The following is a 24,487-nucleotide window of genomic DNA, read 5'->3' as shown; positions in this document are numbered from 1 at the left end:
TTATCGCTTGATCGCCGCTTTTAACGTTTAACGGCTACCGGGGCATTTAGCTCGGCGCGCTTGGCCAATAGCTCGAACACTCCTGGATAGGCGGGGCGCTCTAGATAGCGGCCCGCACCACGCTCAGCGCGGAGATCACCGTCGCGCCATACCCACTTACCCTGGCTAATGGTATGGCGAGCGATGCCGCGCACTGTTTTGCCCTCGAAGATATTAAAATCGACGTTCTGATGGTGAGTCTTGGCAGAAATGGTGCGAGTACCGTTAGGGTCCCAAACGACGATATCGGCATCGGAACCCACCTGAATTGCGCCTTTGCGTGGGTAGAGGTTGAAAATTTTGGCGGTATTGGTAGAGGTAATGGCGACAAACTCCTGAGGAGAGAGCTTGCCGCTGTTAACGCCTTCGTCCCAGATGACTGCTAGGCGGTCTTCCACCCCGGCGGTGCCGTTGGGGATCTTGGTAAAGTCATCTTTACCGGCGGCTTTCTGTTCTTCGCAAAAACAGCAATGGTCGGTGGCGGTGGTTTGCAGATTGCCTGACTGCAGACCGTGCCATAGCGCTTCCTGGTGGCCTTTGGGACGGAAAGGCGGGCTCATTACGTGGGCCGCCGCCGTAGCCCAGTCAGGGTGTTGATAAACGCTGTCGTCAATGACCAAATGGCCTGCTAGGCACTCGCCAAATACCGGGTGGCCCTGTTGGCGCGCATAGGCGATCTCATCCACCGCGTCTTTGGTAGAAACATGTACCAAGTACACCGGTGCGCCGAGAGTGGTGGCAATACGAATGGCCCGGCTAGCGGCTTCGCCCTCAACCTGCGGTGGGCGGGAAAGTGGGTGGGCTTCCGGCCCGGTAATGCCCTGGGCGAGCAGTTTTTGCTGCATATGGTAGACCAACTCGCCATTTTCCGCGTGTACCGTGGGCACTGCGCCCAGTTCCAAGCAGCGCGAAAAGCTCTCCACCAGGATGTCATCGGTGGCCATGATGGCGCCTTTGTAGGCCATAAAGTGCTTGAAGCTATTCACGCCATGGTCACGTACCAGGGTACCCATCTCTTCTTTGACGCTTTCGTCCCACCAGGTGATCGCCACGTGAAAAGCAAAGTCGGTGGCGGCTTTCTCCGCCCAGCCTTGCCAGGTATCGAACGCTTCCAGCAGCGACTGGCCGGGGCTGGGGATGACAAAGTCGATAATCGTCGTCGTCCCGCCCGCCATGGCCGCTGCAGTGCCGGTATAGAAATCTTCGCTGGCCACCGCGCCCATAAACGGCATCTGCATATGGGTATGGGGATCGATGCCGCCGGGCATTACTAACTGGTTGCTGGCATCGACAATTTCACAATCGTTGGGGATGTCTAAATCGGTGCCAATAGCGTGGATTTTACCGTCCACACACAGCACATCAGCGCGGTAAGTATCAGCGTGGGTGACCACGGTGCCGCCCTTGATCAATAAACTCATGGTTTGCTCCTTAGATGATTGTTTGAGGAGGGCTTATTCGCCGTCGGTCAGGCGGGTGTAGGTCTCTGGGCGACGGTCGCGGAAAAACTGCCAGTTGTTGCGTACTTCGCGCACCATGTCCAAATCGATTTCATGCACCAGCAACTCGTCGTCGGTTTCGCTGGCCTGGGCTTCGATCTTGCCGCGGGGGTTAACGATATAGCTGGAGCCATAGAAATCACCGATATTCCAAGGTGCTTCAGTGCCGACGCGGTTGATCGCAGCGATAAAGCAGCCGTTAGCGGCAGCGGAGGCGGGTTGCTCAAGCTCCCATAAATATTGAGAGAGACCGGCCACGGTGGCGGAAGGGTTGAAAATCACCTCGGCGCCGTTGAGCGCCAGGGCACGCCAGCCCTCCGGGAAGTGACGGTCATAGCAGATATACACGCCGATTTTGCCGTAGGCGGTATCAAATACCGGCCAGTTGGAGTTGCCCGGCTTGAAAAAGAACTTCTCCCAGAATCCCGCCACTTGGGGAATATGCGTCTTGTGATACTTGCCCAGATAGCTGCCGTCGGCGTCGAATACTGCGGCGGTGTTGTAATAAACGCCGGTCTCTGTCTCTTCATACACCGGCACGATGATGACCATGTGGTGCTCTGCAGCGAGTTTTTGCATCATCTGGCAGGTGGGGCCTTCTGGTACACGCTCGGCGGCGGCGTACCATTTCTCATCCTGGCTGGGGCAAAAATAGGGTTGATTAAAGACTTCCTGGAAGCACAGCACCTGCACGCCCTGGTCAGCTGCCTGTTGAATCATCGGCAGGTGGGCCTCGTTCATGGCGTCGCGAATAGCGTCAGGCTCAAGATCGGTGCTGGTTTTTAGACCCATTTGTATCAGGCCGATTTTTATCTTCTGCATGAGACGCTCCCTCTGATTGTAGGTTTAAAGCGCGTGGCAAGGCGGTATTGAGAAACAACTAATAAAGCTGACAAACAAGACAGCTTTTGTTGAAAGTATCGCTGGCTGGCTGGTTTTAGCAAGCTTATGACTTGTATTTTTTAATTTTCATTTAACCTGTTGAGTTTGTTTGTTTTTATTGTTTTTAAAAAGTCTATTCACTCTTTTGGTGAGCCAGTGCACTGTTTTGGGGTTTTTAATTAATTAATATAAAACATATAGTTAATGTTAATATTGACGGCCATTTGAAGATTTTGTTGTTTAAAGTTGGTGCAAATATTTTTTTTGACCTAGCTTTGTTTAATCGATTTTGGTTTGGGGAACGTGATTAATACAGTTAACCAACTAACAATAATATTGTTGTCCAGTAAGGCAGCTTTTTAATCAATGAGTTAATGGTTCTGCTTTTGTAAGTAGGCACGCTTATTGCTTTTAATTCTGTTTGAGATGCTCCACTGACCGTGAAGGTCCTTAAAAGAGCGTAGCTGGGTAACTCATTGCAGAGGATAGATAAAATGACGGGAACAACCTCTCAGATGGTGGATAGAGATGGTCTGGTTGAGCTTGATGTAGGCAACGATGTGCGCAACAGTTCACGCTTCAACGAGGATATTGCACCCACCCAAGCCAGCGAACGCACTTGGAGTAAGTGGAATATTGCAGCGCTTTGGGTGGGTATGTCGATTTGTGTGCCTACCTATACGCTAGGCGGCGTATTAACCGCTTATTTTGGTCTAAGCGTCGGTGAGGCGCTGTTTGCCATTCTATTGGCGAATATCATCGTGCTGATTCCGCTGACCTTAAACGCCTTTCCTGGCACTAAATTTGGCATTCCATTCCCCGTCGTTTTACGTTCATCATTTGGCATTTTAGGTTCCAACGTGCCTTGTCTGGTACGGGCATTGGTGGGCTGCGGCTGGTTCGGTATTCAGACCATGTTTGGCGGGTTGGCGATTCACTTGCTGTTGTCTGAGTTGATTCCCGCCTGGGCGGCGCTTGGCGGCGTGGGGGAAGTGATTGGCTTTTTTGTTTTCGGGGCGATGAATCTCTACGTGGTAATTCGTGGGGCCGAATCGATTAAGTGGTTGGAAACGTTAGCCGCACCGTTACTGCTGGCGGTGGGCATCGGGCTAATGATATGGGCGTGGCCGAACATGTCGATGACCGAGCTGCTGGCACAACCGCCGTCGCGCCCTGACGGCGCGTCGGTGTATGGCTACTTCTTCGCTGGCTTAACCGCCATGGTGGGGTTTTGGGCCACACTATCGCTTAATATCCCGGATTTCAGCCGCTTTGCGAAAAGCCAAAAAGATCAAATTGTTGGTCAGATAATCGGTTTACCGCTGACGATGTTCTTCTTTGCCGCGTTGGGTGTGGTGTTAACTGCTGCTTCTGAGTCGTTGGTAGGTCAAACGATCGCTGATCCTGTGAATCTGATTGGGATGATCAATAGCCCTTTCTGGGTAGTGCTAGCGATGCTGTTGATCATCATCGCTACTCTCTCTACGAATACTGCCGCTAATATTGTCTCTCCCACCAACGATTTCCAGAATATTGCCCCTAAGTTGATTAACCAGACCCGCGGTGTACTTTTAACGGGGTTTGTGGGTGTGCTATTAATGGGCTACGACCTGCTGCAAAAAGCGGGCGTTATTCCACCTGGGGTTTCGCTTGAGCAGATGTACTCCAACTGGCTGTTAGGTTACTCCAGTCTACTGGGGCCCATTGCGGGCATCATGGCGGTCGATTATTTTCTTATTAAAAAGCAGCGCCTCGATATCCCTAGCCTGTATATGGATAATCATGCTTATCCAGCGGTGAATATCGCCGGTTTCATCGCTTTCGGTGTGCCGGTGGCGCTGACTTTATTGTCGTTGTTAACTGGTACTATGAACTGGTTTTACGACTACGGCTGGTTTACCGGCTCGGTGCTGGGGGCAGTTGTTTATTTTGTTGCTAGCCAGCTGTTAGCGTCATCGCCTCAGGCGGGGCCCGCGCCAATCATGGCCAGCGAGACGACCGAACAGCGTTAAGCCGTTTAAGCCCGGCTTAGTCGTGCCGGGTTTTTACCCTAGCTGCTTTTGATTAAACTCAGAAAAGCATCGACCACTCGGTTGGGGCGGCGGTCGTGGCGAGTAACCAGCACAAATGGAATACGGTAGTGTTGAGTTGCGCTATGCAGCGCGCGCATTTTGCCTGCCACGACCCACTGTTCGGCCACATGCTCAGGAAGGAAGCCGATAAAACGCCCGGTAAGAATTAAAAACGCAGCGCCTTCCCGATCAGATGCCGACGCGCGTAGCGAGAGAGCATCATGTGCCTGACGCGCCTCGATCGGCAGCGGATAGCGAGGCGAAATAGCGAAGTGTTGGGCGATATCCTCAGCATTAAGCGTATCGTCGCGCTGGTTAAACAGTGGGTGATCCGCTGCGCAGTATAGGTACGAAGGTTCGTCGTAAAGGTGTCGGGTTTCTAAACTGGTAGGCAGGTTGACTGCGGGGACCACCCCGACATGCAAGTGGCCGTCCATCACGCCTCGAATGACGGCATCAGAGGGCTCCATGTGGATATGCAGCATTACCTCATTCTCCGGCGCGCTAAGTTCAGCCAGCGCATTGGTGACGTGCATGGCGGGTAGTGTTACCAGATTATCGGTAATACCAATATTCAACTCACCTTTAATCGTTTGATGCAGGGCATTTACATCACTTTTGAAGGTTTCCAATGCCGTTAGTAGCGTTAGTCCCGCCTGATAAATCTCTTTACCTTCCTCTGTTAAACTAAACCCGCCGCGCCCCCGCTGGCAGAGTGAAAATCCCAGCCTCCCCTCTAAATCATTCATGTGCTGGCTAATCGCTGAGCGACTGATGCCGAGCGTCGTTTCTGCGGCCGTAAAGCCGCCGCATTCAACCACCGTCTTAAAAATACGGATTAGACGTATCTCGTAGTCACTCATTTGCCCCAGCGATGCCATAACAGTTCCTAGGTACGTAGACAATCAATGGTTAACGTCACGCTTTTCAACGCATTAACGGCGATAAAAGCTGATATACATCGTAAAATCACCGCGGCACTATCAGTTAAAGCCACATGCCTGCGCGTGCTATATATTGTTTCTGGTTATTTTTAACACTGTATCAGGTGTCCCGATGGGTTACCTGAATAAGGCCTCTGCGCGATGTCCGTCACTGCCATTGATGTAAATGATGATGTTCTGAAAGCAACAAGCACTTACCGCCAACAGCGGCGCAGTGTGATTACGCTCTACATGCTGGCACTTCTGGTCATGATGGCACTGTTTGGATGGCTGCTTAATGAACAGTATCAGCAAGAAATTGAGGCCGCTGAATCCCGCATTACCGGGCGGGCCAATGTCGTGACCGAGTGGGCAAAAGGAGTCTTTGCACAAAGTGGACAAGCGCTGTTTGGGCTAACGGAAATATTGGCGTTACAAGACATACCTGATAGCAACAATCCTCAGCGGTTACAGCGCTCGCTGGGAAACCTCGCCTCATACGTACCTATGGTTGATGAGATAGGTGCATTTGGTTCGACAGGACGCTTGCTAGCGAGTAGCAGAGTCGATCGGGATACCAATATTGATATTAGCGAAACGCGTTTTTTTAAAATATTTCAGCTTAGCCAGCAGCGAGAGCTGATTACACCTCTTTACTGGTCAAAAAGCGATCAGCGCTACTATTTGTATCATGGCCGACGCGTCGAGACGACTGCCGGTGATTTCGATGGTGTGGTAGTTTCCAGTATCGTTCCAGAAGTCTTTTCTGAATCGCTTGAGCAAATGAGTGTTCATGATGGAGAAAGTATTTCTCTGGTCGACTCCGAGCTGAAATTCATTGCTCGTTACCCTATGGCAGGCGAGCACTTTACGGTTGGCAAACAAATTGAAAGCGCTGAAACATCTCAGCGGCTAACAAATGGTGAAGTTACTTTCTCGTTTAGCGCTAAGTCACCTATTGATGGCCGTGAACGTCTGTTTCGTATGCAGAGGGTAGGTGACTACCCCATGCTGGCGGTGGTGGGTATTGACGTGCACGAACTGCTGGCGGGGTGGCGGCAGCGTGCCTTGATCTTAATCTTGGTGATGGCTGTCATTGCCCTGCTCGGCGCGTGGGGAGCGCGTCACTACCTAAACCGTTTAGCATTGGCGCACCAGCTACGCCAGCGTATTGAGGAGCGTGAGGAGGCGCGCGCTGAAGCGCAAATTGCCGCTGCTGCTTTTCAGACCCATTTAGGGATTCTAATTACTGATCCTCGGGGCTCTATTCTCAAGGTTAATGAGACGTTCACGCGTATTACTGGCTATAGCGAAGCGGAGATAGTGGGTAAAAACCCGTGTATGTTTAGCTCTGGCTTACAAAATGCGGCGTTTTATCGGCGGCTTTGGAAGCGTGTTATCAAAACCGGTAATTGGGAAGGGGAGATATGGAATCAGCGCAAAAATGGTGAGCTATTTCCTGAGTGGCTCACCATTAGCGCGGTATACAGTATAGAGGCCACATTAACTCACTACGTGGCCACGATGAGCGATATCAGTGAGCGCAAAGCCGCTGAGCAAGAGATACATCAGTTGGCCTTTTATGATCCATTGACTGGGTTGGCGAACCGGCGACTGTTTATGGATCGTATGGGCGCTGCCCTCAAAGAGCTTCAGCGCCATCAGCGTTGCGGCGCGCTGATATTTATCGATATCGATAACTTCAAGCAAATCAACGATACTCTGGGTCACTATGCGGGTGATCAGGTGCTGGAGAGCGTTGCTCGGCGTATGGGCCAGATGTTGCGCGATACCGATACCTTGGCGCGGTTGGGAAGTGATGAATTTGCGGTATTAATCGAAGGTGTTGATAGTAATTACGCCCAAACTACCCGGCTGGCGGAGCGTATCGCACATAAGTTGCTGGCAGCGGTTAACGAACCAATCATCCTAGCTGAAGAGAGCATCACGGTAACCGGAAGTATTGGTATTGCGATTATGGCGAGCAATGAGTGCGGCCCTGATGACTATCTGCAGCAGGTGGATATGGCGCTCTTTCAGGCTAAGCTCGGAGGCCGCCACAGCATATGCTTTTTTGACCCTGCAATGCAGGCAGCGCTACTGGCGCATGTAAAACTAGAGTCGGATCTGCGCCAAGCGCAGGCCAACAAACAGTGGCAGCTCTATTATCAGCCCCAGGTAAATCACCACGGTACGATAACCGGCGTCGAGGCGTTGTTGCGCTGGCAACACCCTGAGCGTGGCATGGTCTCTCCAAGTGAGTTTATTCCCGTGTTGGAAAGTACGGAGCTGATTAACGATGTGGGCGAATGGGTATTGGAAGATGCCTGTTATCAATTGGCACGCTGGGCACTGCATCCACGGCTAAGCCAGTTAACGATATCGGTTAATATCAGCCCGGTTCAGTTTCGCGATGAGAACTTTCTAAGCCGTTTAGAGGGGGTGTTTACGCGCACCAAGCCGTCGCTTCAGCAGCTAAAGTTGGAAGTAACCGAGTCTCTGTTTGTGGAAGCCCGGGACGATGCTCGCGATAAAATGCTCGCCCTCAAATCGCAAGGCGTGCGCTTTTCGCTGGATGATTTCGGTACTGGCTATTCATCGTTGGCGTATTTAGCTCAACTGCCCCTCGACCAACTAAAAATTGATCAATCCTTTGTCCAGCAGGTGCTCGAAAGCCAAGCCAATGCGGCGATTGTCGAAAGTACAATTGCCCTGGCGGAGAGCCTCAGCTTAGAGGTCATTGCGGAAGGCGTTGAGACTAAGGCGCAGCAGGCGTGGCTATTGGCACACGACTGCCATGCTTATCAAGGCTACCTGTTCGGACGCCCGGTCCCCATTGACGAAATTGAACGGCTAATTTTAGCCCACTAGGCCAGTGTCAGTGTGTGCAGGCGCGTTTCGATGTCAACGGCGTTGGGCACCAGTGCATTGGGGAGGATAATCTCTAATCGTGAGTCTTGCCGCCACGCGCTGCTCTCAACGCTGAGCGTACCGTCGGCACGATTAAATCGTTTCCAGCCGCTATCGGTATGAAACACGCCTTTAATACGTGCCTCCCTAGGTAACTCTCCCAAGCATTTGGCCAAACTATTCAGCTCGAAGCGCTCGCTTGGATGCCAGCGCAGACCCGTGCTGGTGTAGCCCAGCGAAGTGCCTGTTTCGCGTTGCGGCGTGCCCGGCGGAGGTGGGAAATCAAAAAATGACCCAGCTATGCTGGGCGCTGCCGCCAGCTGTTGATGGTTGGCGGGCATGCTGATATCGCTTCCTTCGGTGCTTCCACTTTGGGTCAACAACGCTATCGGTAGTTTGCCTTGCGGGGCTTCCTGCACCCATTTACGCGGCGGCCAGCGCTGCGCCACAAAGGCATGGGCGTTACTGAGCTGTTCGGGCGTGCTCTGGTCGAGCATGGTGAGCGCCACGGCATCGGCCATATCGAGTTGATCGCGGAAAGTGTCGTGCGTTCGGGAGCGTGGGTCATCCAGGCGGCGAGGATCAAGGGTGGCAATGATATCGCGTACTTCGACCACCTCATGAAAGGCTTCCCCTCGCAGTAGATCCAACAGGCCTGCCGGGTGGCCAAGGCCTGAGGGTTCGATGATGACGCGATCAGGCTTGCTGCGCGCGAGTAAATTCACCAGTGCCGCTTGCAGTACAAAAGCGAGCTGGCAACACAGGCAGCCGCCGGGCAGGCCTTTCACCACCACATCATCACGGGCATCAAACATGGCCTGGTCGATGCCGATCTGACCAAACTCGTTGACCAGGATGGCCCAGGTTTCATCCACAGGCTTCTGCTCGATGAGGCTGTGGATAAGCGTGGTTTTGCCGCTGCCTAGAAAGCCGGTAATGATATGCACCGGCACTTTTGCCAATCTTTCTGACGCTGCCAACGTCACCCCCCTGTCATATTCATAAAGCGCACCACCTGCACATCGCCATCGGTGGTGAAGTGATGGCGCTCGGGTTTAAGCGGTAGGGCGTTGATGATGGCCTCTTTGAGCGCCTGCATATTGCCGGGGTGGCGGCGCAGCACGGCGCGCAGATCTACCGAATGTTCGTTGCCTAGGCAAAGCAGTAAACGGCCTTCCACGGTCACGCGCACCCGGTTACAGGTATCGCAAAAGTTGTGGCTATGGGGGGAAATAAACCCTACCCGGCTGTCGCTGTCGGCCATTTTGAAGTAGCGCGATGGGCCGGGGGTGGTTTCGGTCGTAGGGATCAGCGGATAGCGCGTTTCGATCAATTCTTGAACATCGTCACTGGAGTAGAAGGTCTCCGCCCGCGAATGGTCGGAAACATCGCCCAGAGGCATCTCTTCGATAAAGCTAATATCGAGGTTTTCCTGGCGGGCAAAGGTGACCAGGTCGATCACTTCATCGTCGTTACGACCTTTTAAGATCACCGCGTTGAGCTTGATACGTTGAAAGCCTGCTTCTTTAGCAGCGTGAATGCCGTCGATGACTTTAGCCAAATCACCGGTTCGGGTGAGTTGCTTGAAGCGCTCCGCATCCAGCGAATCCAGGCTGATGTTCAGCCGCCGCAGGCCGCTGGCGTAAAGCTGCTTGGCGTGCTTGCGTAGGCTGGCACCATTGGTGGTCATGGTGAAGTCGTTAAGACCTGGCATCGAACCGATCTCATCGACCAGTTGCTCAATGCCACGGCGCACTAACGGCTCGCCGCCGGTAAGACGAATCTTTTCGACCCCAAGCTCCGTGAAGGCTCGGGCCACCATGGCGATCTCTTCCAGCGTCAGCACTTGAGCGCGGGGCAGGAACGTCATTTCCTCGCTCATGCAGTACACGCAGCGAAAATCACAGCGGTCGGTGACCGAGATACGCACATAGCTAATGCGTCGACCAAAGTCGTCGATCAATTGCTGGTTAGCGTGAGCTTGGGTCTGTCGTTGCTCGGTCATAGCGATCCCGTAAGTGGTTGAATGCTGACTACCTCGCCCGGTTGTGCGCCTGCCTGGTCGTCGGCAAGCTCAATCAAACAGTTCGCAGCCACCATCGAGGTTAAAATGCCAGAACCCTGGGCACCGGTACTGCGCACGAGTAACCGTCCTTCGCTATCAGTATGGTAAACGCCGCGGATAAAATCAGTACGCTTCAAGCGGCTTTTTAAGAGACTTTCGGTAACGGCATAAAGACGGTGTGGTGGTGCCAATGGCTGCCCATTAAGCCGATCCAACAGCGGCGAAACAAACTGTAGAAAGGTTACCATGACCGCTACCGGATTGCCGGGCAAGCCAACAAACAGTGTGCGCTTTTTACCCAGCCAGCCGCAGGCCATGGGGCGGCCAGGTCGCAGCGCTACCCGCCAGAAGGCCAGGCGGCCTAACTGCTCCAGAGCCTCACGGGTAAAATCAGCCTGACCCACGGAAACGCCGCCGCTGGTGATCACCAGATCGCTCTGCTCTGCAGCGTTTTCAAGGGCCGTTTTAATAGCGTTTAAATCGTCCGGGAGAATGCCAAGGTCAATGGCGTCGGCGCCGTGTTCGGAAAGCAACCCCATCAGGGTGAAGCGATTGGCGTCATAAATACCTGCCTTGGGCAGTGGCTCACCAGGTGCCGTGACTTCATTGCCGGTGGAAAAAATCGCCACCCTTGGGCGTCGGCACACCGCTACCTCCGCATAACCCAGTGATGCCAAAAGCCCTAACGAGGCGGCATCGAGCCGTGAACCCTCAGGCAGTGCCATGTCACCAATGGCAATATCTTCACCCGTTTGACGTACATGTTGGCCGTGTTTGAGAAGCTCAGGAGACTCAATGATCACATGCGCAGGCTTATCATCTAACGGTTCGCGCAACTGTTCACTCATGACCACTGTATCGGTGCCCGGCGGCAAAGGGGCGCCGGTGGTGATGCGTACGCAGTGACCGGCAGGTACTAATTCGCTGCGATACTGCCCGGCCAAGACCTCGCCGGCCAGTGGCCAATGGGTTTGCTTTACTCCAACACCTTCTTTGGGCAAGGCTAGCGCTACGCCGTCCATGGCCGCATTGGTATGTTGCGGCACGTTAATGGAGGCCTGAACGGCTTTGGCCAAACGTCGTCCATGGGCCTGCGCCAGCGGCACCTGTTCGCTGCCCAGCGGGCTTTCAATCAAGGTGGCTAGCGCTTGGCGTGCCTCGTCGACGCTGAGCATCTGCTCGCCAAGATCAAAGCAGGAGAGGGTCATTTCACCTCCTTGCTCGAAGAACCCATTAGTACTTTTTCCAGGTGCAGCTTCTCTTCCTCAGTATTGAGGTTAGCAAAGGCATCAGGGCAGTCCGACATATCAACCTTGCACCAAGCATGGCGTGCGTACCAACGGTCGATCTTACGCTCGCCTTCGGCAAGGGTGACGGCCAAATCATCCGCCAGCGAAGTGCGCAGTAGGGCAACAACCGGGTGCAGTCGTTCGCCATCAAAGGCGACGGCGATATCGTGGTGGCCAATACCTTTGACCATGCGTGCCACTAAATCGTCAGGCAGAGCGGGTGAGTCGCAGGGAGCGACTAGCAACCAGGGTGTTTTTGCCGCGCGTAGGCCGCTATAGATCCCCATCAGCGGGCCTTTAAAGCCGCCTTCGTCGCCGTCCATTACAAGGTCAGCTATGACACGATCGGCGAAAAAGCGGTAGGCATCAGCATTGCGGTTGGCGTTAATCAGCAGCTCGGCCACCTGACCCTCAAAGCGTTTCACCACATGGCCGACCAGCGGCAGGCCAGCGAAAGGTTCAAGCCCTTTGTCGCGGCCGCCCATTCTTCGCCCTTCGCCGCCCGCTAGAATCATGCCGGTGAGTTCGTGAGTGGGGATCATGAGCTTGCCTCTTTGGATGAGCGGGCGTGGGATGGGCGCGGCGGAATAGCGTCTAGCGTTAAACGGTTGTGAGTATTAATGGCCTGAAAGTGGCGCCCTTTTGCACGGGCAATCAGCATGACACCAAAGCGTTCGGCTAGCTCGACACCTTTTTGCGTAACGCCTGAGCGCGAGACCAGCACGCTAATGCCCATTTGCGCCACTTTTAGCACCATTTCAGAGGTCAGCCGCCCCGTGGTGTAAAAAATATCCGCATTAGCGCTGTCAGCCTGTTGTAGCCACTGGCGTCCGGCCAGGGTATCCACCGCATTATGCCGCCCTACGTCTTCAACAAAGTCGAGAACCTCGGTTTGTTGGCACAGCGCGCACCCGTGAACGGCGCCAGCGCTGCGATAAGTCTCGTTGTAGGTGTTAAGGTTTTGCAGCAGTCGATAGAGCGATGATTGTGCCAGTTGAGTGTCGGGCAGCGCCGTGAGTGCGGTTTGATCAAGCAACTTACCAAATACCGTGCCCTGGCCGCAGCCGGTGGTCACCGTACGAGTGCTTAAGCGCGCCTCTAAATCTTCGGGCAAGTGGCGTGTAATTACGACCGCCGCTTCTACTTCCCAATCGACCTGCACCGCTTCTAAATCAGCCGCCGCTATTAGCAGCCCTTGATTGCGCAGATAGCCCACGACCAGTGCCTCTGGGTCGTCGCCTAGCGTCATCAAGGTCACTATCTCACGCTTATTGAGATAAACGGTTAGCGCCCGTTCAGCGGCGATCGCCTGCTGGCGCGCATCACCATACTCATCAACGATACTGATCTCGGTGGTGGCCGGTAAGCGGGCTCGGCTTAACTGAAGAGCGTGCATCCGCAATCCTCGCTACTAAAATAAAATACCTGAGTAAAAAAGTCAGGGTTGACGATGATGGCGCTGGAGATGCTTACTTGTCTACCCATTCAAGCGCTATCCTTAATAAGTAGCATCTTTTCTAAGTGCTATCTCTTCACATGCCATCCCTTCAAGGTCCAGGGTTTATAAATATATGAGTGATAACCTACGCCCAATCAGTATTACCTTGGTGGCTGAGTCAAAGCAGGTTAAGCGTTTTACGCTGACGCAGTGGCGTATTGCTGAATTAACGCTGGGCGATCAGGGTGACATTGTCCTTAACCTGCAACTGTCGATGACTGAACGTGCCGCCTACCGTTTCAATCTAACGTCGGCTACACCACGGCTTTTTGTACGGGCGGGTTTTACCGGGCAAACACCCAAGCCTGATGCGATTACCGCTAGCCAGGACGTTGCGGCCGGTTGGATGGACGGCGAACAGCAGGTGCTGGAAGCGTCGATGCCGATGGCTATTCAGGTATGGATTGAAAGCTATTTAGCCCGACAGGGTGAAGCGCCAGTGGAAATGCGCAAGAAAAAGCGCAAAGGGGCTGGCCGCGCTAAAGACACGCCGAGTAAGGAGCAGCCGCAATGAGCCGCCTAGAGCGATGGTCGCGACTAAAGCGCAATGTACCAAAGGAAGAGGACGCATCGGCAGCGTCATTACCTGCTGAAGAGCCTGTTGATGAACTGGCCGCCGAGCCGAATGCCTCGCCCAATGGAGCAGAGCAGCCGCACCACCATGGCCCTGATGCAACCCAGGCACCGCCAGAACCCGGTAGCCTCGACCACACCTTGCCAGATCCCGATGCGTTAGAAGCGGGCAGCGACTTCAGTGCATTTATGGCGCCAGGCGTCAGCGGCCCTTTGCGTCGGCAAGCATTGAAACGATTGTGGGCCACCGGTAACTATAACGTGCGCGATGGTCTGGATGATTATGATGCCGACTACAATAAACTGTTGAAGCCGATGTCGTCAGAACTCGCCGGTAAGCTGCGACGCTGGACGCATAAAGTGGAGGAAGCGGTCGACAAGCAACTGGATGATGACAGTCAAAGCGAGTCGCAAAATGACATAGCCGTCAGCGAGCAAACAAAGACCGCTGATGACAACCTGGTAGAAAATGCTGCGCTAGACGACCAGTCTGATTATTTATCTGATACTCAGAAGAAAGTATGATGTGGGTTTTTTGTATTTAATAATCAATAGCCTGAGTGTTATTTGGGGCGTCAGCGTTGGTAGCGTTGACGGCAAGAAGGTTGGCAAAATGCTGTGTTACACATAGTCTGAACTTAGATTTAACGCATTGTTATGCCACAATAGTTAATCATTATTACTCAAAAATATAATAAGAATTATTCACTGACCGTGAGAACGCATGAACCAAAGAATCCAACTGGCGTCGATAGATGACCAGCGCAATGCTGAGGCTCGGGAAACGGTACGCCGACGTATCTCGTGGCCTGCTAATTTAACGCCTGCCAATGTGACTTATCACAGCCGTGGTCATGCGCTGTTAATCGGTAACGAAGCCGACATTTACCCAGTAGCTCGCGCGCTTCAAGGGCGCGGTTTGGCGTCGCTTACACTGCTGGTCACTGAGTCCGTGGTCGATAGTCCAGATAACGAAACGGTCGCTCCACTGGGTGCCAACGAACCGCTGGTCAGTCAAACGATAACGCGCGAGCAGCTAAGCAAGCTGCGTATCAATGGTTATCTGGGGGCCTTTAACGTTCAGCTTGATGACGGTGATGTGCCGCTGGATCTTGCCCGCGCACTGATTGAGCGCGATAGTTTTGATCTTATTCTCGATCTGGCCCCGACGACCCACTCCCAGCGCTGGGAACTGCCGCCGCCGGGCTATGTGACCATGCAGTGGCAAGGCCAGAATCAAGATTTAAACCAGCGCAACGAAACCCTCGATAGTTTTGTAGGGCTAGTGGGCGAATTCGACAAACCCCGCTATTTTCAAGTTAACAGTGACCTATGTGCCCACTCAACCAGCGGCAACATTGGGTGTACCCGCTGCCTGGATGTTTGTCCGGCGGATGCCATCTCCAGTGTTAAAGGCCGGATTGAGTCTCGCATAGAGATTGACCCTTACCTCTGCCAAGGCGTAGGGAGTTGCACCAGCGCTTGTCCTACGGGCGCGATTGAATTCCGCTTACCGGAAACGCGCCGCCAGCAGGATACGCTCTCCGCTTGGCTGGCGGCCTATCGTGAAGCCGGTGGCCAGGTGCCAGTCCTTCGCTTTATTACCCACGACTCTCAAGACGCCGAGCGCGCAGCGGGGGCAGTGCCTGCTGGCCACGTGATTGATGCTCCCTTGGAAGAACTGGGAGCGGCGGGCCACGACCAGTGGCTAACTGCCCTGGCTGCGGGTGCCGCTGAAGTGCGTATCCAGCTTCACCCCAATATGCCTGCCCGCTTGAGCAGCTTCTTGACTGATCAAGTTACCCAGGCTCACGCTCTATTAGACGCTTTGGGCCATGATCGTGCTCGCGTAAAGCTGATTGAGATAGCCGATGAAGCCGCTCGGGATGCCCTGCCAGCGCTCACGCCTCTAACGCAGGTGTCGCTAAACCTGCCAGAGCCAGAAAAGCGTGCACGCTTTAACCGTGTGTTGGCACGGCTGGCCGAACTGGGTAACCCTCATAGTGAACGAGTCGCGATGCCAGAAGGCGCAGCATACGGCGCTATTCAGGTAGATAGCGATGCCTGTACGCTATGTCACGCCTGCGTCAGTAATTGCCCAACGCCAGCGCTAAAGTCGGGTGGCAAAACGCCCGCGCTGAGTTTCCTCGAAGCGGACTGCGTGCAGTGCGGCCTGTGCGAGCAGGCCTGTCCGGAAGATGCGATTACCCTACTGCCGGGCTTTTTGGCCACTGAGGCACGGGAAACGCGGCAGATCTGCCACGAAGAGGCCGCCTTTGAGTGCATTAACTGCGGTAAGCCGTTTGCCACTGTCAGCACGGTAGCTACTATTAAAGAGAAGTTGGCCAATCACCCGTACTTTGCCGGTGAGGCTATGATTCGTCTTGAAATGTGTGAAGACTGCCGTGTTAAAGATGTCTGGAAAACAATGATTCGCGATCCCGACGCGCAACTAAAGGTATAAGCCGATGACGGATGCACTGCCCACGCTGAAAGAAGCGGATGCGCTACGCGCCGATATCTACCGGCTGTTTGCCACACTATTGCGCCAAGCGCCGGATATCGAACTGCTGAATTGGCTAGCTGAGCTGGACATTGAGCAAGACGGCAGCCGTTTAGCAGAGTGCTGGCAGGCACTGGCAGAAGTCGCCGCGAGTAATGAAGGCGGCGCTATTTTGGAAAAACTCCAGCGCGCTCACTTTCAGCACTTGGTTGGCGTGATTCAAGGTGACGTGGTGCCCTATGCTTCTTGGTACCGCAATGGCGAATTGATGGAAGCCGCGCTGGTGGCGCTGCGTCAGGATTTGAAGGTGCTCGGCTTTGTGCGCAGTGAACACACCCGTGACCCTGAAGATCACCTGGCTGCACTATGCGAAGTCATGGCAATGCTGATTGACTCAGCCAGTCACGAGCAGGCCTACTTCTTTAGCCAACATTTAGCCCCTTGGGCGGCCAGTTGTTTTGCCGACCTGGGGCAGGTAGACACTGCTTTCTATGCAGCGCTGGGGCAGTTGGGTAGCGCTTTTATGGAGAGTGAGGAGGCTCGCTTGAGTGTTGATGCGGGTCATACGCCGGTGCGTATTGTCGAGCGGTAACGTTGATACAGAACCGGTGATATCGCGCTAAGCTTTTGAGATCCATTTAGTCAGGGCATGGGCGCGAAGGTATTGGATAACAGCAGCAATCTGATTAAAAAGGCCAAAAGCTTTTTATAAAAAGACCTTAGATAAATGGCCCCGCAAAAAAGCATGCAAGAGGAGAGACCCATGCACCAGTCACACAATTCTGAGCGCCGCCGGTTTATGAAAACCGTTGGGTTGGGAGCCGCCGCTGCTGGCGCTGCGGCTGCAGTCGGTCATGTCACTCTGGCACAGGCTGACACTGCCCCAGTGAAAAACGAAAAACAAACGGTTAATTACCGTGAGACTGACCACGTCCGTGCTTATTACGCTTCGCTGCGTGACTGACGGCGGAATGCCAGGAGATTTGCCATGCGTTTAACTCGCAAAACAGACACCCCCAAGGCCTCCGGGCTGGGAATTTCCCGTCGTCAATTCCTTAAGCGCACCGGAGCGGCCACGGGCGGCGTGGCCGCTGTTGGTTTCATGGGCGCGCCGATGATGAAGCGCTCGGAAGCCGCGGACAAAACTCCCGTACTCGACTCGCCGGTAGAGACCAAACGCACCATCTGCTCTCACTGTTCAGTAGGTTGTGGCGTTTATGCGGAAGTTCAAGAGGGTATTTGGACCAAGCAAGAACCGGCTTTTGATCACCCCATCAACCGCGGTGCGCACTGCGCGAAAGGCGCTTCGCTGCGCCAGCACGGCCACTCCACGCGACGCCTCAAGTACCCGATGAAGCTCGTGGCCGGTGAGTGGGAGCGCATGAGCTGGGAAGACGCCGTTAACGAGATCGGCGACAAACTGCTCGAGCTGCGCGAAGAGCACGGCCCGGACAGCGTTTATTGGCTGGGGTCGGCGAAGTTTAACAACGAGCAAGCATATTTAATGCGCAAGCTTGCCTCGCTGTGGGGCACCAACAACACCGATCACCAGGCGCGTATCTGCCACTCAACTACCGTGGCCGGGGTGGCGAATACCTGGGGTTATGGAGCGATGACCAATTCGCTCAACGACATGCATAACAGCAAGTCGATTCTGTTCATTGGCTCCAACCCCAGTGAAGCGCACCCGGTGGCGATGCAGCACATCCTGATCGCTAAGGAGCGCAACAACTGCGACATTATCGTCGCTGACCCTCGCTTTACCCGTACTGCCGCCAAGGCCAACAAATACGTGCGTCTACGTCCCGGTTCGGACGTTGCCTATATTTGGGGCTTGTTGTGGCACATTTTTGAAAATGGCTGGGAAGATAACGAGTACATCAATCAGCGTGTTTACGGTATGGATGAAGTGCGCGCCGAAGTCGCCAACTTCCCGCCCAGCGTTGTAGAAGAAGTCACCGGCGTTCCCGAAGCCGAGATGTACGATGTCGCCAAGCGCCTCTCCGACAACCGGCCTGGCTGTGTGGTCTGGTGTATGGGCGGTACCCAGCACACTACTGGTAACAACAATACCCGCGCTTACTGCATTCTTGAGCTGGCGCTGGGTAATATTGGTGTGGCGGGCGGCGGCGCTAACATCCTGCGCGGCCACGATAACGTACAGGGCGCAACGGACCTTGGCCTTGGCTGTGATTCATTGCCGGGTTACTACGGTTTGTCGGAAGGCGCCTGGCAGCACTGGGCGCAGGTGTGGGATCTCGACTACGAGTGGCTTAAAGGCCGCTACGATGACACCGAGTATGCCGATGGTAAGCCCATGTACAGCGCCGGTATTACGGTGTCGCGCTGGGTCGATGGTGTGCTCGAGGAGGACGAGAATATCTCCCAGCGTACCGCGCTGAAAGCGATGTTCTACTGGGGCCACGCGGTTAACTCCCAGACCCGCGGCGTCGAGATGCAAAAAGCGATGCAGAAGCTTGAGATGATGGTCATCGTTGACCCTTATCCCACCGTTGCCTCCGTAATGCACGACCGCAGCGACGGCGTTTATCTGCTGCCAGCGGCCACCCAGTTCGAAACCACCGGCAGTGTTACCGCGACTAACCGTTCGATTCAGTGGCGTGACCGCGTGATTGAGCCGCTGTTTGAGTCCAAACCCGACCACGAGATCATGTACCTGTTTGCCCGTAAGCTGGGCTTCGGTAATGAGCTGGTTAAGAACTACCAGATGAACGGTGACGAGCCGCTCATCGATGACATTCTGCGCGAAATCAACAGCGGTATGTGGACGGTCGGCTACACCGGACAGAGCCCCGAACGCCTCAAAGAGCACCAGAAAAACTGGCACACGTTCAGCTTCGAGAACCTGCGCGCAGAGGGTGGCCCGGCAGATGGTGACTACTACGGCTTGCCGTGGCCCTGCTGGGGCACGCCAGAGTTCGGCCACCCAGGCTCGCCCAACCTTTACGACACCAGCGTACCGGTGATGGAAGGTGGTATGGGCTTCCGCGCCCGTTTTGGTATCGAGCGTGACGGCGTCAACCTCCTGGCGGAAGGTTCAGCGCCGGTAGGCGGCGATATCGACGATGGCTACCCAGAGTTCAACGACCAACTGCTCAAAGACCTAGGCTGGTGGGACGACCTGACTGCCGAAGAGAAGCAGGCGGCGGAAGGCAAAAACTGGAAAACCGACCTCTCTGGCGGTATCCAGCGTGTCACCATCGAGCATGGCTGTGCGCCCTACGGCAACGCCAAGGCACGCGCTGTAGTCTGGACTTTCCCCGACCAGGTGCCGAAACACCGCGAGCCGCTCTACACCACGCGTCGCGATTTGGTTGAACGCTTCCCTACTTGGGACGATTTCGACTCCATCATGCGCCTGCCGACCATGTACAAAACCATTCAGGATCGCGACAACAGCGGTGAGTATCCAATGATTCTCACCTCTGGGCGACTGGTTGAGTATGAAGGCGGCGGTGAAGAGACGCGCTCCATGTCGTGGCTTGCCGAGCTACAACAGGAGATGTTTGTCGAGATCAACCCGGCGGACGCCAACGACCTCAGCATCAAAGATGGTGACGATGTTTGGGTTGAAGGGGCAGAAGGGGGCCGTGTGAAGGTTAAAGCCCTGGTCACTCCTCGCGTCGATCGCAACGTGGCCTTTATGCCGTTCCACTTTGGCGGCATGTTCCAGGGCGAGAGCCTGCGCGACCGTTACCCGGATGGGTCGGACCCGTACATCATTGGTGAAGCGGCCAATACCGCCACCACGTACGGCTACGACCCGGTGACACTGATGCAAGAGACCAAGTGCACCATTTGCCGCATTGAGCGGGCTTAAGCCCCGACCGACCTGACAGCATTACGGTGCGGGAGCCATCCCGCACCGGTATGAGGAGAACACCATGGCTCAAATGAAATTTATGTGTGACGCCGAACGCTGCATTGAATGCAACGGCTGCGTCACCGCCTGTAAAAATGCCAACGATGTCGAGTGGGGCATTCAGCGTCGCCGCGTGGTGACACTAAATGATGGCGAAGCGAATGAAATGTCCATTTCCGTCGCTTGCATGCACTGTGACGATGCCCCCTGCATGGCCGTCTGTCCCACAGACTGTTTCTACAAGACCGATGACGGCATCGTGCTGCACGATAAAGACCTTTGCATTGGCTGTGGCTACTGCCTTTACGCCTGCCCGTTTGGCGCCCCGCAGTTTCCTCAGCAGGATGCTTTTGGTGAACGCGGCAAGATGGACAAATGTACTTTCTGCGCGGGCGGCCCGGCCGAAAGCAAAGAAGAAGAGTACGAGAAGTACGGTTCAAACCGCATTGCCGAAGGCAAGCTGCCGCTATGTGCAGAAATGTGCTCTACCAAAGCGCTACTCGCGGGTGATGCACAAGACGTTGCCGACATCTTCCGTCAGCGGGTTGTACACCGCGGTCATAAAGATGGCGCTTGGTCCAATAACCCCCAGGCCAGTGCCGACAACCTAGCCTATGATGCTGCCCATAAAGGGTAAGGAGGCGTGTCATGAACCTGTTGACTGCACAGGCACCCGGTGGGGTGCCGCGCTCAGGTAAAGGGCTCGCCCTGGGCATCTGGCGCTTTATGTTGGTAGCGCTTGCGTTGGTGCTCAGCCTCGGCTTCACGCAAGTGGCGGTGGCCCAAGCAGATCCTGACCGTGAAATGACCACTGCTGCTCCTGGTATTACCGCCGATCAGTGGCGCCAGGTGCGTAGTGGAGAAACCGGGCCTAATTACCGCGACTCGCGCTTTGATAGCAACTACAGCCTGATCAATTCCAGCGGTGAAACCTGGCGGGAAATTCGTAACCGCTGGGTATCGCCCTTTGGTTTGATCGCGGTATTTGGCATGGCGGCCCTGATCGCGCTGTTCTACTTCATTGTGGGACGTAAGGATCTTGAAGCACCGCGTACAGGTCGCTTGCTCTTGCGCTGGACGCTAATGAAACGCGCACTGCACTGGACGGTAGCGACGCTGTTTATCATTCTGGCGCTGACCGGGATGACGCTGCTGTTCGGCAAGTTCGTGTTCCGCCCGCTGTTTGGCGATGGGGTTTGGGCCTGGATGATTGCGGCCACGAAAGTGCTGCACAACTATCTAGGGCCGATCTTTGGCATTTTACTCGTCATACTGCTGGCCAGCTTGATTAAACAGAACATTCCCAAAAAGCATGACTGGGTATGGCTCAAGAAAGGCGGTGGGATGATTGGTAAAAAGCATGTTGACGCAGGCTTTGCCAACGGTGGGGAGAAGGCTTGGTACTGGATATTGGCGACAGTCGGTATTCTCGTTATTGCCAGTGGCTTGGTGCTCGACTTCCCCAACTTCGACCAGGGCCGTGACACCATGCAGTGGGCCAACATTATCCACGCAGTGGGTGCACTAGGACTCACCGCCATCTCCTTAGGGCATATCTATATTGGCACGCTGGGTACTGAAGGCGCGCTAGAGGGTATGACCACGGGCTACGTGGATGAGACTTGGGCCAAAGAGCACCACAATTTGTGGTACGACGAGGTGAAAGACCAAACGCTATCGGAAGAAGAGGTTGCAGCTCGCAAATCATCTGGCGGCGGCGGTGAACCGTCGGCTACACGAACCAGTTGATGATCACATCTTGATAGCTATGACACCGCCTTTTGGCGGTGTCTTTTGTTATGCTTCACCTTAAGTTATTAAAGAACCAAACGTCATTTTAGGAGAGCAACGGTTATGTCAGCATTTGATCAGTTAGACCCAGCTACGCGCACTGAGCTGGAAGCCGCCGCATTTCGTCGCTTGCTTCAACACCTTGACGATAACAAGGATGTCCAGAATATCGATCTGATGATTCTGGCGGATTTTTGCCGCAACTGCTTATCTAAGTGGCTGGTGAGTGCCGCAGAGGCTCGGGATGAAAGCCTTAATTACGATGAGGCCCGTGAGTACGTTTACGGTATGCCTTATAGCGAGTGGAAAGAGCTTTACCAACCGGAAGCCACGCCAGAGCAAATGGCGGCTTGGGAAGCACACCACGCCAAAAAGAAAGCGACCAAACAGGGGTGACGTCAATGAGCGAGCCAATGGTGCCTCTCAACATAGCCATACTGACGGTCTCTGATACGCGTAATGAAGAGACCGATCGCAGTGGCCAAGCCCTTGTGGAGCGTTTAACCAAGGCGGGTCACACGCTGGCTGAAAAGCGCATTGTGCCTGATGACGTTTACCGCATTCGTGCGGTAGTCGCGAACTGGATAGCCGACTCAGCCGTGCAGGTGGTGATCACCACCGGCGGCACCGGCTTTACCGGCCGCGACTCTACGCCTGAAGCTATCTCTGTACTGCTGGATAAGCACATCGAAGGCTTTGGTGAGCGTTTTCGCCAGCTAAGCGGTGATGAGATCGGCAGCTCTACTATTCAAAGCCGTTGCCTCGGCGGCCTATCCAACGCCACGGTGGTGTTCTGCCTGCCGGGCTCAACGGGCGCTTGCCGCACCGGCTGGGACGGCATTTTGGCAGAGCAGTTGGATAGCCGTCACAAACCCTGCAACTTCGCCAACCTGGTCATCCCTGGCCGGGGACAGCATGGCTGATGGTGTGTTTTGTTGACTAGGGCAACCCTAGCAGTCGCAAGCCAAGTGTGGCGATGCTTTCCTACTCTTAATCGCCACACCCACTAACCTCATCAAAGCAGAACGCATCTGATCGCTTTAGTATAAAATATAACCATTTTACTGGTTTAAAATGCGTTAAAAAATTTCTTTAAATGCTTGTCTCGTTATTTAACTAAGCAGATCTCTTAGTTGAAAAGCTAACTTAACGCTTCTTCTTTAAGAAACTTCAACAGGAGAGGATGGTTAGCCAGCGCGATATTAATGCGTAAAGCCGAGCCCATCTCATCATTACCTAAAGTGAACAGTGATCCAGGTGCCAGGAAAATTCCTTCTACAGACGCTTTTCGCGCGAGTTCAAGTCCATCCACGCCTTTTGGTAACGGACACCAGACATAGTAGCTCCCCATGGGCGGATGAATACCCTTAAAGCCAATGTTGCGTAAAGAGGTGACCGCTACAGCGCTTGCCTTTGCCACTTTTTCACGTAAACGTGCCATCTGACGGCGGTATCGGCCATGAATGATAATCTCGTGAACCATGCGTTCAATAATGCTTGAACTGGTGACAACGGTGAGCATCTTAATATCGATCAGAGAGCGAATTAGCTTTGGATTGGCCGCGATATAGCCGCAGCGTATACTGGCAGATAGTGTCTTGGAAAAAGTGCCTACATATATCACTCGGTTGAGCCCATCAAGTGATGCGAGATGCGGTGTGGAACGAGGCAGGATATCTCCAAACGGATCATCTTCAATGATGGTTAAATCATGTTGTTCAGCGATACGTAGCAAGGCATGCATGTTTTGGAGCGACATCGATGTGCCTGTTGGGTTATGCGCCATAGGCTGAACGAACAGAAGTCTTGGTCGGTATTCGCGTATATGCTGTTCTAGCATGTCGAGATCCAACCCTTCCGGGCCTCGGGCAATGCCAATCGTTTTTGCACGCTGTAATCGTAATTTGCCGAACATAGGGTAATAGCCGGGACTCTCGACAAGCACCGTTTCTCCGGGTTCAACAAAGTGTCTTACGATTAAATCAAGGGCATGATTGGCGCCGAAGGTCATCAAAATTTGTTCTGGATGAACGCTGATAGTGCGATCTATGAGCGTTCTTGCAATATCCTCCCGTAGGCCGATCAACCCCTGAGGATTGCCATACTCAAACTCATCACTAACATCTTTTTCCCGATTGCTGCGCTTGAAGTACCTGCGTATATCAGCATTCTCCATCCAACTCGCTGGAAGACGACCATCGCCCGCCCGAACTTCATAATGCTGGTTTAACTGTTCTCTTAGCAGTGAGACCAAGTCGACTGCTTCAGTAAAATGCTCAGGCTTAATGGTGGGGTGAGCGGGCCTTGATGTTTCAACATAAAAGCCAGAACCACGCCTGGAACTAACGTATCCGGTTGCCACTAAACGGTCGTAGGCATCAATTATTGTATTTTTTGAAACGCCGAAACTCAGTGTGGCATTGCGTATAGAGGGCAGCCTTGTCCCTGCCGTTAACTTTCCCTGCTCAATCTGTTCTATAAGCGTATTGGCAACTGCTTGTGCTCGAGGTGTTTTTGGATTCATCTGACGCTCAATTATACCCATTTATTAAAGGGTACA

Annotated in this window: 21 protein-coding genes; 12 read left to right on the top strand and 9 right to left on the bottom strand. The window is 54.0% G+C overall.

Going from position 1 to position 24,487, the window contains the following annotated elements; all coding sequences use genetic code 11:
• Positions 1-20: 20 nt before the first annotated feature.
• On the bottom strand, positions 21-1,460 hold the full coding sequence (hydA, locus tag AC5TBW_RS16845; protein WP_495509663.1) for a dihydropyrimidinase: 1,440 nt from the start codon (positions 1,458-1,460) through the stop codon (positions 21-23).
• Positions 1,461-1,493: 33 nt separating this feature from the next.
• Positions 1,494-2,360, bottom strand: a complete 867-nt coding sequence (locus AC5TBW_RS16840) for a nitrilase-related carbon-nitrogen hydrolase (RefSeq protein ID WP_495509662.1) — start codon at positions 2,358-2,360, stop codon at positions 1,494-1,496.
• Between the two features lie 554 nt (positions 2,361-2,914).
• On the opposite strand from AC5TBW_RS16840, the gene AC5TBW_RS16835 reads away from it, so the two are divergent.
• Entirely contained in the window at positions 2,915-4,432 is a 1,518-nt protein-coding gene (locus AC5TBW_RS16835) for an NCS1 family nucleobase:cation symporter-1 (protein ID WP_495509661.1), read from the top strand.
• 38 nt (positions 4,433-4,470) lie between these two features.
• Here the strand turns inward: AC5TBW_RS16835 and AC5TBW_RS16830 are convergent, their stop codons facing one another.
• On the bottom strand, positions 4,471-5,373 hold the full coding sequence (locus AC5TBW_RS16830; RefSeq protein WP_495509660.1) for a LysR family transcriptional regulator: 903 nt from the start codon (positions 5,371-5,373) through the stop codon (positions 4,471-4,473).
• A 204-nt stretch (positions 5,374-5,577) separates the two neighbouring features.
• Between AC5TBW_RS16830 and AC5TBW_RS16825 the strand changes: the two genes are divergently transcribed.
• Positions 5,578-8,286, top strand: a complete 2,709-nt coding sequence (locus AC5TBW_RS16825) for a bifunctional diguanylate cyclase/phosphodiesterase (RefSeq protein WP_495509659.1) — start codon at positions 5,578-5,580, stop codon at positions 8,284-8,286.
• Here the strand turns inward: AC5TBW_RS16825 and AC5TBW_RS16820 are convergent.
• From AC5TBW_RS16820 to AC5TBW_RS16800, 5 genes are read right to left on the bottom strand one after another with little or no spacing between them, the layout of a single operon-like run.
• Complete coding sequence (locus tag AC5TBW_RS16820) at positions 8,283-9,305, bottom strand: CobW family GTP-binding protein (protein ID WP_495509658.1); 1,023 nt, start codon at positions 9,303-9,305, stop codon at positions 8,283-8,285. The two genes, AC5TBW_RS16825 and AC5TBW_RS16820, sit on opposite strands and share 4 nt — an antisense overlap.
• Positions 9,306-9,307: 2 nt before the next feature.
• The gene (gene moaA / locus AC5TBW_RS16815) at positions 9,308-10,330 is read right to left on the bottom strand and encodes a GTP 3',8-cyclase MoaA (RefSeq protein WP_495509657.1); all 1,023 of its coding nucleotides are present in this window, start codon (positions 10,328-10,330) and stop codon (positions 9,308-9,310) included.
• A complete protein-coding gene (gene moeA / locus AC5TBW_RS16810; protein ID WP_495509656.1) occupies positions 10,327-11,598 on the bottom strand; it encodes a molybdopterin molybdotransferase MoeA in 1,272 nt (423 codons plus the stop codon). The genes moaA and moeA overlap by 4 nt, the downstream gene beginning before the upstream one ends.
• Positions 11,595-12,221: a molybdenum cofactor guanylyltransferase MobA gene (mobA, locus tag AC5TBW_RS16805; RefSeq protein WP_495509655.1), complete on the bottom strand. Its 627-nt coding sequence runs from the start codon at positions 12,219-12,221 to the stop codon at positions 11,595-11,597. Before mobA ends, moeA begins: the two co-directional genes overlap by 4 nt.
• Complete coding sequence (locus tag AC5TBW_RS16800) at positions 12,218-13,075, bottom strand: formate dehydrogenase accessory sulfurtransferase FdhD (RefSeq protein WP_495509654.1); 858 nt, start codon at positions 13,073-13,075, stop codon at positions 12,218-12,220. The genes mobA and AC5TBW_RS16800 overlap by 4 nt, the downstream gene beginning before the upstream one ends.
• A 175-nt stretch (positions 13,076-13,250) precedes the next feature.
• Between AC5TBW_RS16800 and AC5TBW_RS16795 the strand changes: the two genes are divergently transcribed.
• The 10 genes from AC5TBW_RS16795 to moaB all read left to right on the top strand — a co-directional run bounded on the left by AC5TBW_RS16795 (position 13,251) and on the right by moaB (position 22,850).
• A complete protein-coding gene (locus AC5TBW_RS16795; RefSeq protein ID WP_495509653.1) occupies positions 13,251-13,691 on the top strand; it encodes a DUF3305 domain-containing protein in 441 nt (146 codons plus the stop codon).
• A complete protein-coding gene (locus AC5TBW_RS16790) occupies positions 13,688-14,275 on the top strand; it encodes a DUF3306 domain-containing protein (RefSeq protein WP_495509652.1) in 588 nt (195 codons plus the stop codon). The genes AC5TBW_RS16795 and AC5TBW_RS16790 overlap by 4 nt, the downstream gene beginning before the upstream one ends.
• A 199-nt stretch (positions 14,276-14,474) precedes the next feature.
• Positions 14,475-16,214 carry a 4Fe-4S dicluster domain-containing protein gene (locus AC5TBW_RS16785; protein ID WP_495509651.1) on the top strand — a complete coding sequence of 580 codons (1,740 nt, stop codon included), beginning with the start codon at positions 14,475-14,477 and terminating at the stop codon, positions 16,212-16,214.
• A 4-nt stretch (positions 16,215-16,218) separates the two neighbouring features.
• Positions 16,219-16,845, top strand: coding sequence for a TorD/DmsD family molecular chaperone (locus AC5TBW_RS16780; protein WP_495509650.1), 627 nt, complete (start codon positions 16,219-16,221; stop codon positions 16,843-16,845).
• A 171-nt stretch (positions 16,846-17,016) separates the two neighbouring features.
• Positions 17,017-17,217: a twin-arginine translocation signal domain-containing protein gene (locus AC5TBW_RS16775; RefSeq protein WP_495509649.1), complete on the top strand. Its 201-nt coding sequence runs from the start codon at positions 17,017-17,019 to the stop codon at positions 17,215-17,217.
• Between the two features lie 24 nt (positions 17,218-17,241).
• On the top strand, positions 17,242-20,094 hold the full coding sequence (locus AC5TBW_RS16770) for a molybdopterin-dependent oxidoreductase (protein ID WP_495509648.1): 2,853 nt from the start codon (positions 17,242-17,244) through the stop codon (positions 20,092-20,094).
• 64 nt (positions 20,095-20,158) lie between these two features.
• The gene (gene fdh3B / locus AC5TBW_RS16765) at positions 20,159-20,773 is read left to right on the top strand and encodes a formate dehydrogenase FDH3 subunit beta (protein WP_240717918.1); all 615 of its coding nucleotides are present in this window, start codon (positions 20,159-20,161) and stop codon (positions 20,771-20,773) included.
• An 11-nt stretch (positions 20,774-20,784) separates the two neighbouring features.
• Positions 20,785-21,885, top strand: a complete 1,101-nt coding sequence (locus AC5TBW_RS16760; RefSeq protein ID WP_495509647.1) for a formate dehydrogenase subunit gamma — start codon at positions 20,785-20,787, stop codon at positions 21,883-21,885.
• Positions 21,886-21,990: 105 nt separating this feature from the next.
• Positions 21,991-22,323 carry a DUF1244 domain-containing protein gene (locus AC5TBW_RS16755; protein WP_495509646.1) on the top strand — a complete coding sequence of 111 codons (333 nt, stop codon included), beginning with the start codon at positions 21,991-21,993 and terminating at the stop codon, positions 22,321-22,323.
• 5 nt (positions 22,324-22,328) lie between these two features.
• Positions 22,329-22,850: a molybdenum cofactor biosynthesis protein B gene (gene moaB, locus AC5TBW_RS16750; RefSeq protein ID WP_495509645.1), complete on the top strand. Its 522-nt coding sequence runs from the start codon at positions 22,329-22,331 to the stop codon at positions 22,848-22,850.
• Positions 22,851-23,068: 218 nt separating this feature from the next.
• Here the strand turns inward: moaB and AC5TBW_RS16745 are convergent, their stop codons facing one another.
• Positions 23,069-24,451 carry an aminotransferase-like domain-containing protein gene (locus AC5TBW_RS16745; RefSeq protein ID WP_495509644.1) on the bottom strand — a complete coding sequence of 461 codons (1,383 nt, stop codon included), beginning with the start codon at positions 24,449-24,451 and terminating at the stop codon, positions 23,069-23,071.
• Between the last annotated feature and the right edge of the window lie 36 nt (positions 24,452-24,487).

The organism is Vreelandella sp. ssv, from assembly GCF_059448525.1.
Note: the sequence above shows the minus strand (reverse complement) of the source record. Positions and strands in the feature narration are given on the sequence as shown.

Coding starts and splice junctions, on each gene's coding strand:
- AC5TBW_RS16825 (WP_495509659.1), top strand. CDS start 5,578: ATGTCCGTCACTGCCATTGATGTAAATGATGATGTTCTGAAAGCAACA.
- moaB (WP_495509645.1), top strand. CDS start 22,329: ATGAGCGAGCCAATGGTGCCTCTCAACATAGCCATACTGACGGTCTCT.
- hydA (WP_495509663.1), bottom strand. CDS start 1,460: ATGAGTTTATTGATCAAGGGCGGCACCGTGGTCACCCACGCTGATACT.
- AC5TBW_RS16830 (WP_495509660.1), bottom strand. CDS start 5,373: ATGGCATCGCTGGGGCAAATGAGTGACTACGAGATACGTCTAATCCGT.
- mobA (WP_495509655.1), bottom strand. CDS start 12,221: ATGATCCCCACTCACGAACTCACCGGCATGATTCTAGCGGGCGGCGAA.
- moaA (WP_495509657.1), bottom strand. CDS start 10,330: ATGACCGAGCAACGACAGACCCAAGCTCACGCTAACCAGCAATTGATC.
- fdh3B (WP_240717918.1), top strand. CDS start 20,159: ATGGCTCAAATGAAATTTATGTGTGACGCCGAACGCTGCATTGAATGC.
- AC5TBW_RS16840 (WP_495509662.1), bottom strand. CDS start 2,360: ATGCAGAAGATAAAAATCGGCCTGATACAAATGGGTCTAAAAACCAGC.
- AC5TBW_RS16775 (WP_495509649.1), top strand. CDS start 17,017: ATGCACCAGTCACACAATTCTGAGCGCCGCCGGTTTATGAAAACCGTT.
- AC5TBW_RS16760 (WP_495509647.1), top strand. CDS start 20,785: ATGAACCTGTTGACTGCACAGGCACCCGGTGGGGTGCCGCGCTCAGGT.
- AC5TBW_RS16745 (WP_495509644.1), bottom strand. CDS start 24,451: ATGAATCCAAAAACACCTCGAGCACAAGCAGTTGCCAATACGCTTATA.
- AC5TBW_RS16795 (WP_495509653.1), top strand. CDS start 13,251: ATGAGTGATAACCTACGCCCAATCAGTATTACCTTGGTGGCTGAGTCA.
- AC5TBW_RS16800 (WP_495509654.1), bottom strand. CDS start 13,075: ATGCACGCTCTTCAGTTAAGCCGAGCCCGCTTACCGGCCACCACCGAG.
- AC5TBW_RS16835 (WP_495509661.1), top strand. CDS start 2,915: ATGACGGGAACAACCTCTCAGATGGTGGATAGAGATGGTCTGGTTGAG.
- AC5TBW_RS16780 (WP_495509650.1), top strand. CDS start 16,219: ATGACGGATGCACTGCCCACGCTGAAAGAAGCGGATGCGCTACGCGCC.
- AC5TBW_RS16785 (WP_495509651.1), top strand. CDS start 14,475: ATGAACCAAAGAATCCAACTGGCGTCGATAGATGACCAGCGCAATGCT.
- moeA (WP_495509656.1), bottom strand. CDS start 11,598: ATGACCCTCTCCTGCTTTGATCTTGGCGAGCAGATGCTCAGCGTCGAC.
- AC5TBW_RS16790 (WP_495509652.1), top strand. CDS start 13,688: ATGAGCCGCCTAGAGCGATGGTCGCGACTAAAGCGCAATGTACCAAAG.
- AC5TBW_RS16770 (WP_495509648.1), top strand. CDS start 17,242: ATGCGTTTAACTCGCAAAACAGACACCCCCAAGGCCTCCGGGCTGGGA.
- AC5TBW_RS16755 (WP_495509646.1), top strand. CDS start 21,991: ATGTCAGCATTTGATCAGTTAGACCCAGCTACGCGCACTGAGCTGGAA.